This is a genomic window from Kitasatospora sp. NBC_01246 (assembly GCF_036226505.1).
Classification (GTDB): Bacteria; Actinomycetota; Actinomycetes; order Streptomycetales; family Streptomycetaceae; genus Kitasatospora.
Genome location: NZ_CP108484.1, coordinates 3,018,512 through 3,035,273 on the forward strand (window position 1 = coordinate 3,018,512; position 16,762 = coordinate 3,035,273).

A 16,762-nucleotide genomic window follows, 5' to 3' on the forward strand; every position below is an offset into this window, starting at 1 on the left:
AGCCGGTCGGTGCGCCGGGCACGGCGACCCCACCCGAGCCCTCCGGGAGAGGTCGAGTCTTCCGGGATGTGGCGGGGCCGGAGGAGCGGGACGTCCGGTCAGCCCGCCGTCGGCCCGGCCGACGGCTTCCGCAGCCGGTCCGCCAGCCGCGACAGCGGGTCGTTCAGCCCCAGCAGTTCCTCGGCGCTCGGGCGCCCCTTCCCGTCCGTCAGCCCGGCCCGACCTGCCGCCGCCCCGCCAGCGCCAGCCGACCCACCGGAACCGACGCCCGAGCCGAAGCCCGCCCCCGTACCCGACCCGGAATCCGACCCCGCCCCCGAGTGGTCCCAGTGCCGCAACGCCCCCGCCTCGCTCTCGCACTCCTGGCTGAGCCGCCGGAGCTCGTCGTCGGCGAAGCGGTGCATCCGGTCCTGGGCCGCCCAGCGCATGGTCTCGGCGGAGTGGGTGATCCGTTCGGCGCGCTCCCGCAGCTCGGGCAGCTTGGCCGCGATCCGGCCCGGGTCCGGCTCGCGCTCCAGGATCCGCAGCTCAGCGTCCAGCTCGGCCGCGTGGGTGTCCAGCCGCCGGAGCAGGGCGAGTGCCTCACCGAGCTGGCCGTCCTGCACCAGACCGCTCTCCAGGACCTGGCGCGTGCCGTCCAGGGAGGTCCGCAGCCCCAGCCGGACGGCGGAGATCTGGCCCTGCGGGCCGGGCTTGGCGTAGGTCTTCGCCTTGAGGGTCACGTTCTCGACCGCGCGGCGGGCGTTGGCCTCGTGCCGCTCCACCTTCGTGGCGACCGCCCTCGCCGCCTTGACGGTCCCGACCACCACCAGCACCAGCATCGCGAGGCCGAAGAGCAGGGCCAGACCGACCATCACGCCGAGCGCGTCCATCACGAGCCACCTTCCGTCCGCCGAACCGGCCCCCACCGGGCCCAACGCGGGCCGGCCCACCGTGGGTTCCACGGTAGCCGCCCGACCCGTGCCGGGGGCAGGTCGAACGGGCCCGGGCTCCGGAGATCAGGGACAGATGGGGGATCTCCCCGAGGCGGGCCCGGCCGCAGGCAACGCATCCCGCCCCCCACCTGCCTCCACACACACCCGGCGAACCCCCGCCCCGGGAACGCCGAAGGGCGGGCGCCCCGAAGGACACCCGCCCCGGCCGTCAACGACCCACGGCGACCACCGGCAGTCAGCCGGTGACGATGTTCACCAGCTTCGGCGCCCGCGCGATCACCTTGCGTACCGGCGCGTTCCCGATCGCCGCGACGACGGCCGGGTCGGCCAGCGCCAGCGCCTCCAGCTCGGCGTCGGAGATCGACGGCGCGACCTCCAGCCGGGCCTTGACCTTGCCCTTGATCTGCACGACGCAGGTGACCGCCTCGTCCACCACGTACGCCGGGTCGGCGACGGGGTAGTCGGTGTGGGCCAGCGAGTCGCCGTGGCCCAGTCGGCGCCACAGCTCCTCCGCGATGTGCGGGGCCAGCGGGGCGACCAGCAGGACCAGCCGCTCGGCGACCGGTCGCGGCGTGGAGCCGCGCTTCACCAGGAAGTTGTTCAGCTCGATCGCCTTGGCCACGGCCGTGTTGAAGCGCAGCGCGGCCATGTCGCCGCGGATGCCGTCGATGGCCTTGTGCAGCGCGCGCAGCGTCGCCTCGTCCGGCTCCTCGTCGGTGACGACCAGCTCGCCGGTGGCCTCGGAGACGATGTTGCGCCACAGCCGCTGCAGGAAGCGGTACGAGCCGACCACCGCGCGGGTGTCCCACGGGCGGGAGACGTCCAGCGGGCCCATCGACATCTCGTACAGGCGCAGCGTGTCGGCGCCGTACTCGTCGGCGATCTCGTCCGGGGCGACGGCGTTCTTCAGGGACTTGCCCATCTTGCCGGCCTCGCGCTTGACCGGCTCGCCCTGCCAGAAGTAGCCGCCGTCGCGCTCCTCGACCTCGGTGGCGGGCACCGGGAAGCCGCGCTCGTCGCGGTAGACGTCGGCGGTGATCATGCCCTGGTTGAACAGCTTGTGGAACGGCTCGACCGAGGAGACGTGGCCCAGGTCGTGCAGGACCTTGTGCCAGAACCGCGCGTACAGCAGGTGCAGCACGGCGTGCTCGGCACCGCCGACGTACAGGTCGGCGCCGCCGCCGGGCTTCTCGGCGGTCGGGCCCAGCCAGTACTGCTCGTTGGCCGGGTCGACGACCCGCGCGCCGTTCGACGGGTCGATGTAGCGCAGCTCGTACCAGCAGGAACCGGCCCAGTTGGGCATGGTGTTGGTCTCGCGGCGGTACTTCTTCGGCCCGTCGCCCAGGTCCAGCTCGACGTTGACCCAGTCCTCGTTGCGCGACAGCGGCGTCTTCGGGGAGGAGGTCGAGTCGAACGGGTCGTAGGTGTGCGGCGAGTAGTCGTCCACCTCGGGGACCTCGACCGGCAGCATCGACTCGGGCAGCGCGTGCATCACGCCGTCCTCGTCGTAGACGATCGGGAAGGGCTCGCCCCAGTACCGCTGGCGGCTGAACAGCCAGTCGCGCAGGCGGTAGTTGACGGTGCCCTCGCCGATGCCGCGCTCGGCCAGCCAGGCGGTCACTGCGGCCTTGCCGTCGGCGACGCTCAGACCGTCCAGCGAGATGCCGTTCTCGGTGCCCTCGGCGTGGGCCGAGTTGACGATGACGGAGTCGTACGTGCTGAAGGCGTCGTCCCAGGTGCGCGGGTCCTCGTCGCGGCCGTCGGTCGGCTTGACGACGCAGCGCATCGGCAGCTGGAAGGCGCGGGCGAACGCGAAGTCGCGGTGGTCGTGGGCCGGGACGGCCATGATCGCGCCGGTGCCGTAGCCCATCAGCACGTAGTCGGCGACGAAGACCGGGACGGGCTCGCCGCTGACCGGGTTGACCGCGTAGGCGCCGGTGAAGACACCGGTCTTGACCTTGGCCTCGACCTGGCGCTCCACGTCGGACTTGGCGGCGGCACTCGCGCGGTAGGCGGCGACGGCCTCGGCCGGGGTGGCGGCGCCGCCGGTCCACTCGTCACGGGTGCCGGCGGGCCAGGCGGCCGGCACGATCGAGTCGACCAGGTCGTGCTCGGGGGCCAGCACCATGTAGGTGGCGCCGAACAGGGTGTCGGGGCGGGTGGTGAAGACGGTGATCTTCCGGTCGCCGGGGGCCGCGAAGTCGACCCGGGCGCCTTCCGAGCGACCGATCCAGTTGCGCTGCTGCAGCTTGATGGCCTCGGGCCAGTCCAGCAGGTCCAGGTCGGAGATCAGCCGGTCCGAGTAGGCGGTGATCCGCATCATCCACTGGCGCAGGTTCGACTTGAACACCGGGAAGTTGCCGCGCTCGGAGCGGCCGTCCGCGGTGACCTCCTCGTTGGCCAGCACGGTGCCCAGCCCGGGGCACCAGTTGACCGGCACCTCCTTGGAGTACGCCAGCCGGTAGTCGCCCAGCAGTTCGTCGCGCTCGGTGGCGGACAGCTCCGACCACGCGCGGCCGCCGGGGACCTCGCGCGAGCCGTCCGCGAAGCCGGCGATCAGCTCGGCGATCGGGCGGGCCCGGCCGGCCTCCTCGTCGTACCAGGAGTTGAAGATCTGCAGGAAGATCCACTGGGTCCAGCGGTAGTACTCCGGGTCGATCGTGGAGATCGAGCGGCGCGGGTCGTGGCCCAGGCCCAGCCGGCGCAGCTGCTGGCGCATGTTGGCGATGTTGGCCTCGGTGGAGACCCGCGGGTGGGTACCGGTCTGCACCGCGTACTGCTCGGCGGGCAGGCCGAACGCGTCGTAGCCCAGCGTGTGCAGCACATTGTGGCCGGTCATCCGCTGGTAGCGGGCGAAGACGTCGGTGGCGATGTAGCCCAGCGGGTGGCCGACGTGCAGGCCCGCGCCGGAGGGGTACGGGAACATGTCCATGATGAAGCTGTGCGGCTTCGCGGAGACGTCCCCGGCGCTCGGGTCGGCCAGGTCACCGGCCGGGTTGGGGGCGCTGAACGTGCCCTCCTTCTCCCAGATGTCCTGCCAGCGGGACTCGATCTCCGCTGCCAGGGTGGCGCTGTACCGGAACGGCTCGGTCGCGGCCTCGGCCGCGCCGGAAGCAGGGGTCGTCTCGCTCATGGTCCTTCAGGCTCCATCGATGTCAGTGGGCGAACCGGGCACAGGGCCGGGCGCGGCACGAAAGGCGGCGGAAAACAAAAAAGCCCCTCGCAGGAGGGGGTGCCACGCCGACTCCGGCACCCGCCCTGGGGCGCGGCCGGTCCTGGTCAGCGCGGCCGGCTAAGGAGCAGGCGCACGGTTCGCATGGGCTCAGGGTACCGCAAGGGGCTCAGGCCTCCTCCGGAGATATCGACCGCGAGGCCGCGTCGAAGTCGCGCAGCGCGCGGGCCACCCGTTCGGACTGCATGCCCGCGGCCAGGGCGCGTGCCCGCTCGGCCGTGTCGGCGGCCTCCCGGAGGGAGCCGGTGCGGCGCTGGGAGTCCGCCAGCCGGACCATCAGCAGGGCCCTGGCCCGCGCGCGGCCGGGGCCCAGCCCGGCCACCGCCTCGGTGAGCAGGGCCTGGGCGCCGCGGTGGTCGCCGAGGAACAGGTGGCCCTCCCCCACCATCCCCGCGAGGTCCGCCCGGGCCTGCGCCACATCCGGCCCGGCACCCGCGCCGGAAGCCGCACCTTGCCCCGCACAAGCACAAGCAGACGCACCGGCAGCGGCACCATCACTGGTACTGGCAGAAGCACCCGCACCCGCGCCCGCACCCGCAGAAGCACCCGCGCCCGCCGCGGCGTCCAGCTCCGCGAACGCCCGCCCGGCCACCGCCGCCAGCTCCTCCGGCTCGCCGCGCCGCCCGTACGCCCGGGCCATCCGGCCGAGCTGCAGGGCCCGGTCGACCGGCCCGAGCGCGTCACCCGCCGTCTCCAGCACCCCGGCGAGCACGGTGACCGCGTCCAGCCCGCGCCCTCCCCCGCCCTGGGTGGCCAGCACCACCAGGCAGCCCACCACACCCACCCCGAGCCGCAGGTCCCCGCTGAGGTGGGCGGCGCGCAGCGCGGCCACGAACGCCCGCTGGGCGGCCGCCTCGTGCCCCAGGTCGTACGCGGCCCAGCCCGCCAGCCGGGCCAGCCGGCTGGCCGTGCCGTACAGCACGCGGCCCAACTCCTCGTCGTACCCGCCGAGTTCCAGCAGCTTCGCGACCATGGCCAGCTCGGCCCGGGTCGGCCCGAGCACCAGGCCCCCGCCGCAGGCCCGCTCCAGCCGCAGCTTGCTCCGGTAGGAGAGCCGGAGCTCCCCGACCAGCGCGGGGTCGATCCGCAGCGCGCCCTCCCCGCCGCCGACCGGGGGCGGCGCGGTGGCCAGCCGGCCGGCGGCCTGGTCGAGGTCGGCGCCGCGGAACAGGTCGGTGAGACGGACCGGGCCGGCGTCGGTGGCCGCCTCGCGCAACGCGGTCTGGGCGGTGTCGGCCGTCCAGGGGTCGGTGAGCAGCCGCGGCGAGAGGATCTTGGCCCCCCGGTTGCCGCCCATCCGGCCCCAGAGCTGCTCGTAGGTGACGGCGATGCCGAGGGCGCGGCCGAGCACCTCGCAGACCGTCTGGTCGTGCGGGCTTCGCGGGACCATGCCCCGGTCGCGCCACTTGTACGGGGCGGTGGAGCTGATCGCCAGACCGGGCGGCAGGGTGAGGTTCACCTCGCGGGCCAGGCGCTCCGGGTTCCAGCCGAGCTGGTGCAGTATCCGGGCCAGCTCCTCGTTGCGCCTGCGCTCCAGATCGGCCATGGGACGACGGTAGCGGTCCGGCGGGGCCGGTTGCCGAGCCGTTCGGAAAACCCCGGACCGCCGGGGCCGCGAGCGCCCCCGAACCCTCCGGAGGGATCCCGGGCCGCGAGAACGCACCCCGGACGCCGCGGAACGCACCCCGGGGCGCCCCGGAAACGCGGCCAGCGCGCCCCGGAAAACACCGAGGGCCGCCTCCCGGAACGGGAGGCGGCCCTCGACTGCTGTGGAGCTACGGGGAATTGAACCCCGGACCTCTTGCATGCCATGCAAGCGCTCTACCAACTGAGCTACAGCCCCTTGACCTGCTGCGTCACCGGAGGTTTCCTTCGGTTTCCCTCGGCGACATCGACTACTTTACACGGTCGAAGGGGTGCTCCACGAATCCGTTACCGGAGGTACTACCCGGCCGTCGGGCGGGCGCGGGCGGCGAGGGCCGCGCCGACGCCGACCAGGCCCGCGATCGCGGCGGTGGTCACCAGCAGGGCGTGTCCGGAGTCCCGGGCCGCCGCCGGCAGCGAGACCCCGCCGAGGAAGACCGAGCCCAGCACCGCGACCCCGACCACCTGGCCGAGCTGTACGACCGTCACCATCACCCCGCTGGCGTCCGCCGCGTCGGCCGGGGCGACGCCGCCCAGCGCCCGGGCGAACAGCGGCGAGTACGTGCAGCCGGCCACGAGGCCCAGCCCGGTCATCAGCAGCAGCGCCACCGGGCCGATCTCCGCGCCGCCGCCGAGCAGCAGCCCGAGCAGCAGGTAGCCGGGGACGAGCAGCCCGGCGCCGAGCAGCGGCAGGACGCCGTGCAGCCGGGCGGGCAGCCGGTGCCAGTGCAGGCTGGAGAACCCGAAGCCGAGCGCCATCGGCGCCGAGCAGAGGCCTGCCCGCAGCGCGCTGTGCCCGAGGCCGGACTGCTGGTGCAGCGCGAAGGCGAACAGGAAGCCCGCGAAGGCGGCCATGATCATGAAGATCGCGCCCGCTGCCGGTCGCAGCGTGGCCGTCCGCAGCACCCGGCCGCTGATCAGCGGCTGTCCGCCGCGCCGGGCGATCCGCCGCTCGACCACCGCGAACAGGGCGAACAGGAGAGCGCTGGCGGCGAGCATCGCCCAGCCCCAGACGGGCCAGCCCAGTTCGTGGCCGAGCACCAGCGGCACCACCAGCAGCCCGAGGGCCGCGCCGAGCACCACCAGGCCGGGGAGGTCGAACCCGCGCCCGCGGTCGCCCGGCAGGACCGGCAGCAGCCGGGCGCCGGCCGACAGCAGGGCCAGCCCGATCGGCACGTTGACCAGGAAGACCGGGCGCCAGCCCGTCCCGAACAGGTCGGCGCTGACCAGGACTCCGCCGAGCACCTGGCCGACCGCCAGACCGCCGGCCAGCACGGCCGAGTAGAGGCCGAGCGCCCTGGTCCGGGCGGCGCCGGTGAAGGTGCGCTGCAGCAGGCTCATGACCTGCGGCACCATCAGCGCCGAACCGGCGCCCTGGAGCAGCCGGAAGGCGATCAGCCAGCCGGTGGCCGGTGCCAGCCCGCAGGCCAGCGAGGCGAGGGTGAAGGCGGCCAGGCCCAGCTGGAACAGCCGGCCGTAGCCGTAGCGGGCGCCCAGCCGGGCCCCGGTGATGAGCAGCACCGCGTAGGCGATGGTGTAGCCGGCGATCACGAGTTGGAGGGCCGCGCCCGAGGCGTGCAGGTCGGTGCGGATGGTCGGCACCGCGACGTTGACGATGGAGACGTCCAGGATGGCCATGAACTGGCCGCAGAGCAGGAGGGTGAGGAGCAGCCCGGGCCTGGTGGCCGGGCCGCCGGTGGTGGTGGCGCCGGCCGCACCGGGCCGGATCTGAAGGTCCGTCATGGGCCCAGCCTGCGGCGCGCCCGGTACTGGTGGTTAGAGCCTGCCGATCCTGGTACTGGCAGCACCTGTCTCGGCCGCCCGGTCTGCGGCACGATGGCGGGTATGACCGTCCTGGACGACCGCACCGCCACCACCGTCGGACCGCGCCGGCAGGACCGCCGCCGCACCGAGCTGGCCGGCTACCTCAAGGCCTGCCGCGCCCGGGTCACCCCCGAGGAGGTCGGCCTGCCGCCGGGGCTTCGCCGCCGCACGCCGGGGCTGCGCCGGGAGGAGGTGGCGCAGCTCTCCGGGGTCGGCGTCACCTGGTACACCTGGCTGGAGCAGGGGCGGCCGATCAACGCCAGCGAGCAGGTGCTGGCGGCGGTGGCCCGGACGCTGCGGCTGGACGACACCGAGCGGGAGCACCTGTTCCGGCTCGCGGGGGTGTCCGCGAGCCCGAGCAGCCGGCCCGAGCCCCCCGTCCTCGACCCGTCCACCCAGGCCATCCTGGACGCCCTCGCGCCGCTGCCGGCCGCGGTCTCGAACACCCGGTTCGACGTGCTGATGTACAACCGGTCGTACGAGTCGCTGTTCGGGACGAACCGGAACGTCACGCCCAGCGGGCGGTTCAACAGCATCTGGTGCACGCTGCTCATGCCGCCGTGCTGCAACCCGTTCCTGAACCGCGCGGAGGCGCTGCCGCGGATGGTGGCGGTGCTGCGGGCCGCGTACGGCAAGCACGTCGGCGAGCCGGTCTGGGAGCAGCACATGCAGGGGCTGTCGGCGAAGAGCGAGCTGTTCCGGGACCTCTGGGCCCGGCAGGAGGTGGCGCCGCCGGAGACGTCGCTGCGGGTGTTCCGGCACCCGCAGGTCGGGGTGCTGCGGCTGAACGCCTCGTACCTGACGCTGCCCGGGGTGCCCGAGACCTATGTGGTGGTCTACCTCCCGGAAGGCGCCGGCGACCGTGAGCGGATCGAGGAGCTCGCCGCGCTGCCGCCCGGCGGCTGGCTGAACAGCTGCCACTCCTGAACGGCCGGGGGCCCGGCGCGCCTGCGTCCGGGGCCCGGGGAACGCCGAAGGCCGCCACCCGGTGGGTGACGGCCTTCTCGCGGTCTGTGGAGCTACGGGGAATTGAACCCCGGACCTCTTGCATGCCATGCAAGCGCTCTACCAACTGAGCTACAGCCCCGCGACACGCACGGCCCTCGCGGACCGCAGGTGCGGAGTGGAGCTACGGGGAATTGAACCCCGGACCTCTTGCATGCCATGCAAGCGCTCTACCAACTGAGCTACAGCCCCGCACTCACCGGATTTCCCGCTTCCCTTCCGGGCCGCGTTTCTTCCGTGCGAACGAGGAAGACTCTAACCGGTCAGGCCCGGAACTGCGAAATCCGTCCCCGCGCGGTGCCGGCGAACGGCGGGGGCGCGGCTCGACCGTCGCCGATCGGCCGTCGCCACCGGTCAGGTGCCGTCGCCGGTCAGGTGTCGTCGCCGATCACCGGCTGCGGGAGGGTGCCCGCGTTGTGCTCCAGCAGGCGCCAGCCGCGCGCGCCGCGGCCCAGCACGGACCAGCAGCAGTTGGACAGGCCGCCGAAGCACTCCCAGAGCTCCGGCTCCAGTCCGAGCAGCCGCCCGAGCATGGTGCGGATGGTGCCGCCGTGGCTGACGACCACCAGCGTGCCGTCCTCCGGCAGCTTGCCGACCGCGTCCAGCACCACCGGCACCGAACGGTCGGCGACCTCGGTGGAGAGTTCTCCGCCGCCGCGCCGGACGGGCTCGCCCTGCGCCCAGGCCTCGTACTCCTCCGGGAACCGGGCCCGGATCTCCGCGTTGGTCAGCCCCTGCCAGGAGCCGGCGTAGGTCTCGCGCAGCCCCTCGTGGTGCTGCACGTCCAGGCCGGTGATCACGGCCAGCTCGTCGGCGGTCCGCCGGGCGCGCTGGAGGTCCGAGGAGATCAGCAGGTCGGGGCGCAGGCCGGAGAGCAGCCGGGCCGCCCGCTGGGCCTGCAGGACGCCCTGGCCGGTCAGCTCGATGTCCGTGGTGCCCTGGAACCGCGATTCGAGGTTCCAGGAGGTCTGGCCGTGCCGCCAGAAGACGATGCGCGGGCCCCGCGCCTCCCGGCTCAGCTGTAGTCCTCGGCGCCGAAGTTGTCGGCCGGGGCGGCCTCGGCCGGGGCGAGGGCGTTGCCGGCCTCGTCGGTGTGCGCGTCGGGGCGGTTGCGCGAGGCCAGCGCGTCGGCCGGCAGCGGCAGCTCGGGGCAGTCCTTCCAGAGCCGGTCCAGGGAGTAGAAGGAGCGCTCCTCGGAGTGCTGGACGTGCACCACGATGTCCAGGTAGTCGAGCAGGATCCAGCGGCCGTCGCGCTCGCCCTCCCGGCGCACCGGCTTGATGTCCAGCTGCTCGCGCAGCTTGTCCTCGATCTCCTCGGCGATGGACTTGACCTGGCGGTCGTTGTTCGCGGAGGCGATCAGGAACGCGTCGGTGATCGACAGCACGTCGCTGACGTCGAACGCGATGATGTTGTGCGCCAGCTTGTCGGCCGCCGCCTGGGCGGCGACGTTGATGATTTCCTGGCTGTGCTCGGTGGCGGTCACGATGTTCTTCCGGCTCGGCGGCTTGGGGGCGATGCCCGGCACGCGGCCGGGCATCGCCTTCCAGGATCTCACGCCGCCCAGGTGGCCCAGGAACCGTTTACCGGCCCGCGCCCGCCGCGGCCCCGCCCCGAGCCCCCACGACCCTGCGTGGAGGAGGCGGGGCCGCCGACGCCCTACGGGGTCTTCGGCGGCTGGTAGTCCTTGCCGAGGACGACCACCAGGTCGGCGTTCTGCGCGTCGGTGACCTTCCTCGCCGCCGTCTCCGGCAGGTTGAGGCTCAGCGCCAGGGACTTCGCCGCGGCCTGCCGGGCGTCGTCGGTGTAGCGGATCTCACTGGCGGCCTGGGCCGCGGTCTTCGTCCCGCCGGGGATGAAGGTGAGGCCCGCGTTCACCACCTGGACCTGCGCGGCGGCGGCCGCCTGGTCGTTGCCGGTGGCGTCCTGGATCGAGACCCGGGCGGGGGTGTCGGCCGAGGTGGCGGACTTCACCGTGCCGCCCAGCACGTCCTTGACCTGCTGGCCGGCGGCGGCCTCGTCCAGCGAGCCGTCCGGCTTCACGGTCAGCACCGTGGTCCCGAGGTGGCCGTCCTTCGCCTGCTGGGCGAGCTGGACCAGCACGCCGGCCAGGGCGTCCTCGGGCAGCGACGGGTCGAGCACCGCGTTCATCCGGTGCACGTCGTCCTTGGCGTCCTTGAACTCGGTCGGCATGGTCCGCACCACCGCGTCCATCACCTGCCCGAACCGGGCCAGTTGGGCGTCGCGGCCCTCGCCGGCCCCCTGCAGGGTGGCGTAGGCGACCGCGGCCTTCCCGCTCAGCAGGGTGTTCTTGCCCGCGGCGGCGAGCAGCTTGCCGTCCGGCTTGCCGCCCTCGTGGGTCTCGGCGTTGGTGTCCACCCGGACCCCGCCGAGCTGGGCGACCAGCAGTTCCAGGTACGGCGTGTCGAGCCGCCAGGTGCCGGCCACCGGGGCGCCCAGCACGGTGGCCAGGGCGTCCCGGGTGGCGGACGGACCGACGCTGTCCATCGCCTGGCCGACCGTGGTGACCGGCGGGTCGCCCGGGCCGGGCAGGCGCAGCGTGTCCGGGAGCAGCAGCACGGTGCCCTTGTGCCCCGAGGCGTCGTTGACCAGCAGCGCGCTGGAGACCTTGCCCTGGAGGTCCCGCAGGTGCACCACGTTGACCTGGCGCGGGCCCGCGGCGGTCGCCGCGCTCTGCTTGTCGCCGGTGAACCAGAGGTAGCCGCCGGTGCCGGCCGCGGCGAGGGCTAGCACCACGCCGACGCCGACCAGCCGGTTGCGGAGCTTGCGGCGGCGCTCGGCGCGCACCTCGCTGCGCGACTCGGCGAACTTCAGCCAGTCGATGACGTCCTCGGTCTCCTCCGCCTCCTCGTCGACGAAGGTGAACTCACCGGTGGGGTAGTCGCCCGTGGGCGTCTTGCCGGCACCGCCGGCGGCCTTGGCCGCGCGGCTTCCGCCGACCTGCTCGGACGGCGCCGCGGGCCGGGCCGGCGCCGCCTCGGCGGGGGCCGGCCGGGGCGTCCGGGGTCGCGGCGGCGCCGGGGCGGCCTGCTCGGCCACCGGCTCGGTGACGACCGGCTGCGGCGCGGTCGCGTACTGCTGCTCGTAGCCGCCCTGCTGGTCGTACCCGCCACCCTGCTGCGGCTGCTGCTGCTCGTACGGCTGGTACCCCTGCTGGTACTGCCCCTGGTAGACCCCGGGCTGCTGGTACGCCTGGCCGCCGCCCTGCTGCGGCTGCCCGTACGGGTCGTACTGGTCGTACTGGTCGTACTGCTGCTGGTCGTACCCGCCGCCCTGCTGCGGCTGCTGCTGCTCGTACGGCTGGTACGCCTGCTGGTACTGGTCCTGGCCCTGCCCCTGGTAGGCGGTGTACTGGTCCTGCCCGTAGGGCTGCGCCGGCGGGACCGGCTGCCCGTACTGGTCGTACTGCTGCTCGTAGCCGCCCTGTTGCCGGGGCGGGTACTGCTGCTGGTACTGCCCGGTGGACCAGTCGTCCTGCTGTCCCCTGCGATCGGTCATCCGTCGGCCCCTCCGGGGATCAGGTCCGGTGCGGCGCGTAGAGCGCCCGCTTGTCGATGTAGCGGACCACGCCGTCCGGGACGAGGTACCAGACCGGTTCGCCCTTGGCGACCCGGTTGCGGCAGTCCGTGGAGGAGATGGCCAGCGCCGGGACCTCCACCAGGGAGACCCCGCCCACCGGAAGTCCGGCGTCCGACAGAGTGTGCCCCGGCCGGGTGCAGCCGATGAAGTGGGCGAGCGAGAAGAGCTCCTCGGAGTCCCGCCAGGAGAGGATCTGCGCGAGCGCGTCGGCGCCGGTGATGAAGAAGAGGTCGGCGTCCGGGTGGAGCGCGCGCAGGTCGCGCAGGGTGTCGACGGTGTAGGTCGGGCCCTCGCGGTCGATGTCGATCCGGCTGACCGAGAACTGCGGGTTCTCCGCCGTGGCGATGACCGTCATCAGGTAGCGGTCCTCGGCCGGCGTCACCAGGCGGTCGGTCTTCTGCCACGGCTGTCCGGTCGGCACGAAGATCACCTCATCGAGGTGGAACGCGCTCGCCACCTCGCTGGCGGCGACCAGGTGCCCGTGGTGGATCGGGTCGAAGGTGCCGCCCATCACACCGAGCCGCTTCTTCACCGGTTCCGGTCCGCCGGGATTCCCGGCCTGCTCTCCCATGGCGCCACACCTTACGCGACGCCCGTGACGGGGCGGGAACGACCGGGTGGCGGCCGCCGGGAGGACGCGTGAGGGAGCGGCCGGCGCTCCCGCCGGACGCTCCCCGGGCCGCCCCGGCGGGGGCTCGGTGCCCCGCTCAGCGGTCCCGGTTGAAGCGCGTGGTGACGTAGAGCAGCAGCAGCAGGATGAACAGCGCGGCGCCACCCGTCAGGTACGGGTTGAGGCTGTCGTGATTGCCCCCCTCGCCCTCGGAGGCGAGCAGGTTCAGGACGGGGAGTGCGGCGGCAGTGCTCATGGTCGGCGGACCTTCTCGGCTCGGATGACGGACCAGGGGTGTGCGGGCCGGTGAGGGCCCATCTGTCATCGTACGGGTGCCGACACGGCAACCGCTCGGCGGCCCACCGCGTCTGATCCGGCGTGAGCCGGGCGCCCGGCGGGGCCCGGCGGGCGGGTGCTCAGTTGTTGCGGCCGGCCCGCAGCAGGACCCACGCCAGCAGGCCGACGCCGACGAAGGAGGCCACCACGATGATCCGCAGGAAGAGCCCCGGGCCGTTCTCCGTGGAGATCGGGCCGGCCAGGCTGACAAGGGCGGAGGTGGACATCTGCGGGCTCCTCGGACTGCTCGGTACCGCGGCCAGGTCTGGTCTCGGCTCTCCAGGGCATTCAGGGTAAACCGGCCTCACACCCGCGACGGCCACCGCCCCCTGCGGCGCCGTTCGCGCCGCGTAGGGTGAGCGCGGGGACGAGTACGCAACCACGGACGTTGCACAGACAGTCGTTGCAGGCGAAGACCAGCGGGGGCCGGCCAGCTGCCGGGGCCGCCGTCGACCAGGAGGGTACTCACACCATGACCGATACGACCTCGAAGACCCCGAGCCGGCGCCGCCAGCGCTTCCCGGAGATCTCCACCCGCGCCTGGGAGCACCCGGCGGACCGCTCCGCGCTCGTCGCGCTGCGCAAGCTGACCGGCTTCGACGACATCCTGAAGAAGCTCGCCGGGCTGGTCTCCGAGCGCTCGATCCGGCTGATGTTCCTGGCCACCGCGGTGAAGACGTCCGAGCGGCAGTTCCCCGAGCTGCACGGGATGGTGCGCGACGCCGCGTACGTGCTGGACCTGGAGAAGGTCCCGGACCTCTACGTCTCCCAGGACCCGACGGTCAACGCCTACTGCATCGGCATCGACACCCCGATCATCGTGGTGACCAGCGGCCTGGTCGAGCTCCTGGACGAGGAGGAGCTGCGCTCCGTCATCGGCCACGAGGTCGGCCACGCGATGTCCGGCCACGCGGTCTACCGGACGATGCTGCTGATCCTCACCAACATCGCCGCCCGGATCGCCTGGGTGCCGCTCGGCAACCTCGCGATCATGGCGATCGTGACGGCCCTCAAGGAGTGGTTCCGCAAGGCCGAGCTCTCCAGCGACCGGGCCGGCCTGCTCGCCGGACAGGACCTCCAGGCCTCCATGCGGGCCCTGATGAAGCTGGCCGGCGGCCACAACCTGGCCGAGATGAACGTCGACGCCTTCCTGGAGCAGGCCGAGGAGTACGACAAGGCCGGGGACCTGCGCGACGGCGTGCTCAAGCTGCTGCAGGTGCTGCCGCAGAGCCACCCGTTCGCGGTGGTGCGGGTCGCCAAGCTGAAGAAGTGGGCGGAGAGCGAGGAGTACCGCTCGATCCTGGCCGGTGCCTACCCGCGCCGCTCCGACGACGGCGACACCTCGGTCGGCGAGCAGTGGAAGGCCGCGGCCGACCACTACACGACCTCGGTGAAGGAGAGCAAGGACCCGCTGATGGGCCTGATCCGCGACGTCGCCGGCGGCGCCGCCACCGTCGGCGGCAAGCTCCGCGACACCTTCACCGGCGCCACCCGCGCCAACGGCTCCTCGACGCCGCGCGACGAGGACTGATCCCGCGACGGCTCCCGACGGCTCCCGGCTTCCCGCCGGGGGCCGTCGGCGTCCCCGGCCCCGGCACCCGCCGTGCCCCGGCGGCGGCCCCGGTGTGCCCGAGCGGCCGGCCGCGACGGGGCCCGCCGCCGGACGTCAGCTGCCCGCCAGGACCCCGCAGACCTGCCAGGCCGGACGGGCGTGGTTGCCCGGATCGATCGGCTGCGCGCCCTCCGGCGACTGCGCGCCTTCCGTCGGCTGCGCACCGGTCACGGCGCCGTCCGCCCCCGCCAGCAGCGGCCGGACGTACCCGGCCAGCGAACCGGCGCACGGCGCCGGCCCGGCCTGGAGCACCGAGTCCACCAGCCGCAGCTGGGCGGAGGCCAGGTCGATCCGGTCGAACTGGAAGGTCAGCTGCCGCCGGACGGTCTCCAGCGTCACCGGTGCGCCGCTCGGGGTCCCGGCGGGCTTGAGCGCGTAGACGAAGGTGTGGTCGGTGGTGATCTGCAGGGTGGTGCTGTCCGCCTCGTCGATCCGCATCGCTCCGGCCACCTTCACGCTGTCGGCCGCCAGCGCGACCTGCGCCGGGTCGAACCGGACCACCCACCCGGTCAGCGCGTGGTGGCGGTCGTCGACGGGGTGCGCCGCACTGGCGTCGAACTGGGCCTGCTCGCCGGGCGTCACGAAGGCCCGCACATCGGCGGTCGACCCCTGGACCAGGGCCGTCGGCGCCAGCGAGGACGCCACCAGATAGCGCTGGACGGTGTCGAGCGCCTTGGTGACCTCGATCTTGCTGAAGTGCGCGGTGGCCGCCCCGGCGGGCGTCCCCAGCCCGATGGCACCGTCCCCGTAGCCGGGCGGCAGCGCGGCGAACGGGGCGGCCGGGTCGGCGACCGGCCGCACGGCCGACGCCGGGCTCAACGCCACCAGGCTGACGGTCAGTTGGCTGCCCTCGGGGCGGGAGGTCTGCCGGTTCGGCGTACTGATGCCGAAGTACACGGCGGCCGCGAAGGCCAGCAGGATCAACAGCAGCAGCGCGAGCGCCTGCCGCGGCACGGTGCCCAGCGGACCGAGCCGCACCCGCGGGCGGGTGGCCCGGCCGAACGAGCCCGCCAGCCGCTCCCGGGCGGAGAGCTCCTGGATCCGGGCAGCACGGACGAAGGATTCGTCGAAGACGACGGACCGGTACTCGTCATCGCTTCCGGAACCACCGTCGGGCGCACCCTCCGGAGGCTCTCGCGGGTCACCCATGACACCAGGGTAAGCCGCATCCGCGCCCCGCCACGAGGGTGTTCACCCAGATTCCCGGGAGCGCTCCGTGACCGGAGGCCCGGCGCGCGAACGCGCTCCGGCGCACTCCGGCGCAGCGTCCGCGAACCAGTGCCTCAGCCCGCCGGCGCGGTGACCACGAGCGACGGTTCGGCCGGCGTGGGCGCCGGATCGACACCCGCGCTGCTGCTCCCCGAGTCGGGCCGCCGGGGCGTACCGCCACCGGAGCCGCCCACACCCTGGTAGACCGCCGCGACCGCCACCGCGACCAGGCTCACGCCCATGATCACGGCGAGCACCCAGGCCACCGGCCGGTGCCAGCGCTGCTGGGCGACATAGCGCCCGCGCCGCGACCGGACCGGGTCGTAGACACTGTCCCGCCCCCAGCGCCCGGCCCGGCGCCCGACCACCCGGCCGGGGCCCGACCACGGATCGGGGTAGAGGCGGTCGTCGTCCAGTCCGCTCGGGTAGGGGCGCAGCTCCAGCGGCACCCCGTCCCCCACGGGAACGTCATAGCCCCAGCCCGGTACCACCGCGTCCGGCTCGAACCGGGCCTCGGCGGCGGCGAGCTGCCGCTCCTTGGCTGTCGGCTCGTGCACGGCGGCGGACCGGACGAAGGCCTCATCGAAGACCACGGTGGCGAACTCGTCGTCCGCACCACCGTGGTCGGCGCCGTCGGGGTACGGCAAGCCCCCCACATCGTCAGCCACGGATTCAGCGTATTACCGGTCGGGCGTTTTGTCTGTGGCTCCTCGCACTTGGTCCGTCACCCGTGTGACGCGGACCGCCCGCCGGGG

Annotated in this window: 14 protein-coding genes and 3 tRNA genes; 2 read left to right on the forward strand and 15 right to left on the reverse strand. The window is 73.6% G+C overall.

All coding sequences use genetic code 11. The annotated features are described in order from the left end of the window. Positions 1 to 98: 98 nt before the first annotated feature. The 5 genes from OG618_RS13205 to OG618_RS13225 all read right to left on the reverse strand — a co-directional run bounded on the left by OG618_RS13205 (position 99) and on the right by OG618_RS13225 (position 7,554). Positions 99 to 872, reverse strand: coding sequence for a hypothetical protein (locus tag OG618_RS13205; RefSeq protein ID WP_329487606.1), 774 nt, complete (start codon positions 870 to 872; stop codon positions 99 to 101). A gap of 298 nt (positions 873 to 1,170) precedes the next feature. Next, a complete protein-coding gene (leuS, locus tag OG618_RS13210) occupies positions 1,171 to 4,068 on the reverse strand; it encodes a leucine--tRNA ligase (RefSeq protein ID WP_329487607.1) in 2,898 nt (965 codons plus the stop codon). A 208-nt stretch (positions 4,069 to 4,276) separates the two neighbouring features. Then, positions 4,277 to 5,713, reverse strand: coding sequence for a hypothetical protein (locus OG618_RS13215; RefSeq protein ID WP_329487608.1), 1,437 nt, complete (start codon positions 5,711 to 5,713; stop codon positions 4,277 to 4,279). A 224-nt stretch (positions 5,714 to 5,937) separates the two neighbouring features. Continuing rightward, a tRNA-Ala gene (locus OG618_RS13220) sits at positions 5,938 to 6,010 on the reverse strand. Positions 6,011 to 6,111: 101 nt separating this feature from the next. Further along, complete coding sequence (locus OG618_RS13225) at positions 6,112 to 7,554, reverse strand: MFS transporter (RefSeq protein ID WP_329487609.1); 1,443 nt, start codon at positions 7,552 to 7,554, stop codon at positions 6,112 to 6,114. A 102-nt stretch (positions 7,555 to 7,656) separates the two neighbouring features. Here OG618_RS13225 and OG618_RS13230 point away from each other — a divergent pair, with 102 nt between their 5' ends. Next, positions 7,657 to 8,562, forward strand: coding sequence for a helix-turn-helix transcriptional regulator (locus OG618_RS13230; protein ID WP_329487610.1), 906 nt, complete (start codon positions 7,657 to 7,659; stop codon positions 8,560 to 8,562). An 87-nt stretch (positions 8,563 to 8,649) separates the two neighbouring features. Here the strand turns inward: OG618_RS13230 and OG618_RS13235 are convergent. The 8 genes from OG618_RS13235 to OG618_RS13270 all read right to left on the reverse strand — a co-directional run bounded on the left by OG618_RS13235 (position 8,650) and on the right by OG618_RS13270 (position 13,413). Beyond that, positions 8,650 to 8,722: transfer RNA gene (locus OG618_RS13235), tRNA-Ala, on the reverse strand. 37 nt (positions 8,723 to 8,759) lie between these two features. Continuing rightward, positions 8,760 to 8,832: transfer RNA gene (locus OG618_RS13240), tRNA-Ala, on the reverse strand. 179 nt (positions 8,833 to 9,011) lie between these two features. Further along, positions 9,012 to 9,659 carry a histidine phosphatase family protein gene (locus OG618_RS13245; RefSeq protein ID WP_329492096.1) on the reverse strand — a complete coding sequence of 216 codons (648 nt, stop codon included), beginning with the start codon at positions 9,657 to 9,659 and terminating at the stop codon, positions 9,012 to 9,014. Then, positions 9,656 to 10,126, reverse strand: a complete 471-nt coding sequence (gene rsfS, locus OG618_RS13250; protein ID WP_329492097.1) for a ribosome silencing factor — start codon at positions 10,124 to 10,126, stop codon at positions 9,656 to 9,658. The genes OG618_RS13245 and rsfS overlap by 4 nt, the downstream gene beginning before the upstream one ends. Before the next feature lie 173 nt (positions 10,127 to 10,299). Next, positions 10,300 to 12,159, reverse strand: a complete 1,860-nt coding sequence (locus OG618_RS13255) for an LCP family protein (protein ID WP_329487611.1) — start codon at positions 12,157 to 12,159, stop codon at positions 10,300 to 10,302. Between the two features lie 19 nt (positions 12,160 to 12,178). After that, the gene (gene nadD, locus OG618_RS13260) at positions 12,179 to 12,811 is read right to left on the reverse strand and encodes a nicotinate-nucleotide adenylyltransferase (protein WP_329487612.1); all 633 of its coding nucleotides are present in this window, start codon (positions 12,809 to 12,811) and stop codon (positions 12,179 to 12,181) included. A gap of 136 nt (positions 12,812 to 12,947) precedes the next feature. Then, the gene (locus OG618_RS13265) at positions 12,948 to 13,106 is read right to left on the reverse strand and encodes a hypothetical protein (protein ID WP_329487613.1); all 159 of its coding nucleotides are present in this window, start codon (positions 13,104 to 13,106) and stop codon (positions 12,948 to 12,950) included. Between the two features lie 160 nt (positions 13,107 to 13,266). Beyond that, the gene (locus OG618_RS13270; protein WP_329487614.1) at positions 13,267 to 13,413 is read right to left on the reverse strand and encodes a hypothetical protein; all 147 of its coding nucleotides are present in this window, start codon (positions 13,411 to 13,413) and stop codon (positions 13,267 to 13,269) included. Between the two features lie 245 nt (positions 13,414 to 13,658). Between OG618_RS13270 and OG618_RS13275 the strand changes: the two genes are divergently transcribed. Beyond that, entirely contained in the window at positions 13,659 to 14,717 is a 1,059-nt protein-coding gene (locus tag OG618_RS13275) for a M48 family metallopeptidase (protein WP_329487615.1), read from the forward strand. Between the two features lie 135 nt (positions 14,718 to 14,852). On the opposite strand, the gene OG618_RS13280 is transcribed toward OG618_RS13275, so the two are convergent. Then, positions 14,853 to 15,947: an SCO2583 family membrane protein gene (locus OG618_RS13280; protein ID WP_329487616.1), complete on the reverse strand. Its 1,095-nt coding sequence runs from the start codon at positions 15,945 to 15,947 to the stop codon at positions 14,853 to 14,855. A gap of 134 nt (positions 15,948 to 16,081) precedes the next feature. Then, the gene (locus OG618_RS13285) at positions 16,082 to 16,675 is read right to left on the reverse strand and encodes an SCO2584 family spore wall biosynthesis protein (RefSeq protein WP_329487617.1); all 594 of its coding nucleotides are present in this window, start codon (positions 16,673 to 16,675) and stop codon (positions 16,082 to 16,084) included. Between the last annotated feature and the right edge of the window lie 87 nt (positions 16,676 to 16,762).